The 3276-nt window shown below is 73.6% G+C and carries 2 protein-coding genes and 1 pseudogene; 2 read left to right on the top strand and 1 reads right to left on the bottom strand.

Annotated features, from left to right (window positions below):
* Both GTW43_RS26220 and GTW43_RS26215 read left to right on the top strand, forming a co-directional pair.
* A partial coding sequence (locus tag GTW43_RS26220; RefSeq protein ID WP_161304454.1) for a carbohydrate ABC transporter permease occupies window positions 1–682 on the top strand: 682 nt, incomplete at its 5' end.
* Between the two features lie 161 nt (window positions 683–843).
* Window positions 844–2823: an alpha-galactosidase gene (locus GTW43_RS26215; protein ID WP_237536819.1), complete on the top strand. Its 1980-nt coding sequence runs from the start codon at window positions 844–846 to the stop codon at window positions 2821–2823.
* Between the two features lie 10 nt (window positions 2824–2833).
* Here GTW43_RS26215 and GTW43_RS26210 read toward each other — a convergent pair.
* Window positions 2834–3276 (bottom strand): annotated as a pseudogene (locus GTW43_RS26210) (epoxide hydrolase); the annotation flags it as partial.

Genomic DNA, 3276 nt, shown 5'->3' with positions numbered 1-3276 from the left:
ACACTCGTTCAGCCTCGACGGGTTCCGCCAGGCCTGGACGGACGGCGGCCAGAAGCAGGCGCTGATCAACAGCCTGCTGGTGACCGTGCCGAGCGTGCTGCTGTCGCTGCTGCTCGCGTCGATGGCCGCGTTCGCCCTGAGCCGCTACGCGCTGCCCGGGCGGCGCACCCTGCTCCTCGTCATGCTCGCGGGCAACCTGCTGCCTCCGCAGATCCTGCTGGTGCCGGTCTCGAAGATGGCCGAACTCGTCGGCATCTACGACCGGTTGTGGGCCCTCATCGGCGTCCAGGTCGGCTTCGGCATCGGCTTCTACGTCTTCGTGCTGCACGGCTTCATGCGGTCGATCCCGGTGGAGGTGCAGCAGGCGGCCGTCATCGACGGGGCCGGGCCCGCGACGGTCTACTGGCGGATCGTGCTGCCGCTGGCCCGCCCCGCGCTCGCCGCCCTCGGCGCCCTGTCGTTCACCTGGATCTTCAACGACCTGTTGTGGGCGATCAGCGTGCTGCGCACGGAGACCCGCATGCCGATCACCGCGTCGCTGCTCAACCTCCAGGGCCAGTACGTCTCGCAGTGGAACGTGATCGCCGCCGGCTCGGTCATCGCCGCGGCCCCCACCGTCCTCGTCTTCCTCCGCTTCCAGCGCCACTTCGTGGCGGGCCTCAACCTTGGAGCAGTCAAGTGAGCACCACCGACAGCGTCTCGGAGCGCTGGGTCCTGCGCACCGAGCACACCGTCTACTCCGTCACGCTGGGCGGCGACGGCGAAGGGGACGGTCCCGGCGCCGGCGTCTGGCCCGAGCTCGCCGTATGGGGCCCGGCGGGCGCGGAGGACGGGCCGTCCCCGATGGACTGGTCGCGCCGCACACACTTCGTGACACCGGCCGACCTGGCACCGGCCGAGTACATCCCGCACGGGCTGCGGCCGTTCAACGGCGCGGATCTGATCGCGGGGCGGCCGGGCGCCGAGCGCGGGGTGTGGTGGTGCTTCGCCGGGGCGCGGCAGGAGGACGACAGCGCCCTCGACCTCACCTTCGACGACGACGTCCTCGGCCTGCGGGTCACGGTCCGCTACGCCGTCGTGCCGGGCACCGACGTCGTGCGCCGGTGGACCGAGCTGACCTGTACCGGCGACGCACCGGTGCGCCTGGAGCGGTTCGGCTCGGCCGCCGTCAACGTACCGGTGACCGACCGGGGCGCCCGCGTCACGCACCTGACCGGGCAGTGGTCGCAGGAGTTCCGGTTCACGCAGACCCTCCTGACGCGCGGCACCCTGGAGTTCGGCAGCACGCAGGGCGTGCCGGGCCACGCGTACGCGCCATGGCTGGCCGTGCAGGACGCCGCGTACCCGGACCGCGGCGCGGACACGCCCACGTACGGCGTCGCGCTGGAGTGGGCGGGCAACTGGCAGACGGCCGTCGACGCGGAACCGGGTGGCGCCGTGCGGGTGCGCGCGGGCCGCGTCCCGCACGAGGGCGCCGTGCTGCTCGCCCCCGGCGAGACCCTGGTGACCCCTGCGCTGGCCTGTGCCTTCAGCGGGGAGGGCCTGGACGGGCTGTCCCGCGTCTGGCACCGCTTCGAGCGCCGGCTCGCGGGTGACCGACTCGCCCGGCGGCGGCCCGTCCTCTACAACTCGTGGGAGGCGACCGGGTTCGACGTACGCGCCGACCACCAGCTGGCGCTCGCCCGCCGGGCCGCCGAGACGGGCGTCGAGCTGTTCGTCGTCGACGACGGCTGGTTCACCGGCCGCGTCGATGACACCGGCGGCCTGGGCGACTGGGAGCCCGATCCCGTGCTCTTCCCGCAGGGCTTCGGCCGCTTCGTCGACGATGTGCGGGCCCTCGGGCTCGACTTCGGTCTCTGGGTGGAGCCCGAGGCGGTCAGCCCCGCGTCGAAGCTCCACGCCGACCGGCCGGAGTGGGTCTACGCCCTGCCGGACCGCACCGGGCGCCGCGTCCGCAACCAGCTCCTCCTCGACCTCGGCCGCGAGGACGTCCAGGAGTTCGTGCTCGCGACGCTCGACCGGCTCCTCGGGCGGTACGCGATCACGTACCTGAAGTGGGACATGAACCGCCCGCCGACCGAGCGCGGCCGGCCAGGTGCCGGGCCGGCCGAGGGGCTCGACCTCGACGCGGCGCACGTCCGCGGCTACCTGCGGGTCCTCGACCACCTGCGGGCCCGCCATCCGCACGTCACCGTGGAGGGCTGCGCGGGCGGCGGCGGCCGCGTCGACCACACGACGCTCGCGCGCACGGACGTCGTCTGGCCCAGCGACAACACCGCACCGCTCGACCGCCTCCGCATCCAGTACGGGTACCTGCACGCGCACGCCCCGCACACGATGAGTTCCTGGGTCACGGACGCGCCCGGCCTGTTCGACCCGCGGCCGCGCTCGCTCGCGTTCCGCTTCGTCAGCGCGATGAGCGGGGTCCTCGGCATCGGCGCCGATCTCGGCGCGTGGAGCGACGGGCAGCGCGCCGAGGCGGCGGAGTGGGTCGCCCGGTACAAGGACGTCCGCGACATCGTGCACCACGGCGAGACCCACCTGCTCAACTCCCCGGACGACCCGACCTGCGGCGTCCAGTCGATCGCGCCCGACGGCTCACGCGTCGTGGTCGGCGCCCTGCACACCGGCCGCCTCGACGGGGCCCCACTGGTGCCCGGCCGCCCGGACCGGCTGCGCCTGCGCGGCATCGACCCCGCCGCCCGCTACCGGGACGAGGCCGCCGGCACCGAGTACAGCGGCGCGTACCTGCGACACACGGGGCTCGGCTTCCCCTGGACCACGGACCACGACGCCGAGCTGGTCGTCCTGCGCCGCCTGTGAGCGAGGCGGCTCAGGGCGTCGTGGCCAGCACGGCCGCGAGGCCCGCGCGCAGATCCGCGACGAAGTCCCCGGGAACCTCGAGGGACGGGAAGTGGCCGCCCGCCGCGGGCGTCTGCCACCGGACGATGCGCCGGTACCGCTGCTCGGCCCAGGGGCGCGGGCACTTCTCGATGTCGCGGGGATACACGGTGACGGCGGCCGGCACGTCGACCCTCAGCTCCGGGTCGAGCGACAGGTGGCTCTCGTGGTAGATCCGTGCCGCCGAGGCTCCGCTCCGGGTCAGCCAGTACAGCGTGACGTCGTCCAGGATCCGGTCCCGCGAGATCGTCTCGAAGGGGCTGTCCCGGGTGTCGCTCCACTCCGCGAACTTGTCGAGGATCCAGGCGAGCAGCCCGACCGGTGAGTCGACGAGCGCGTAACCGATGGTCTGCGGCCGGGTCGCCTGCTGTTTCG

This window comes from Streptomyces sp. SID5785, from assembly GCF_009870065.1.
Classification (GTDB): Bacteria; Actinomycetota; Actinomycetes; order Streptomycetales; family Streptomycetaceae; genus Streptomyces.
The sequence above is the reverse complement of the archived record's forward strand: the minus strand, read 5'-3'. Positions and strand labels throughout refer to the sequence as shown.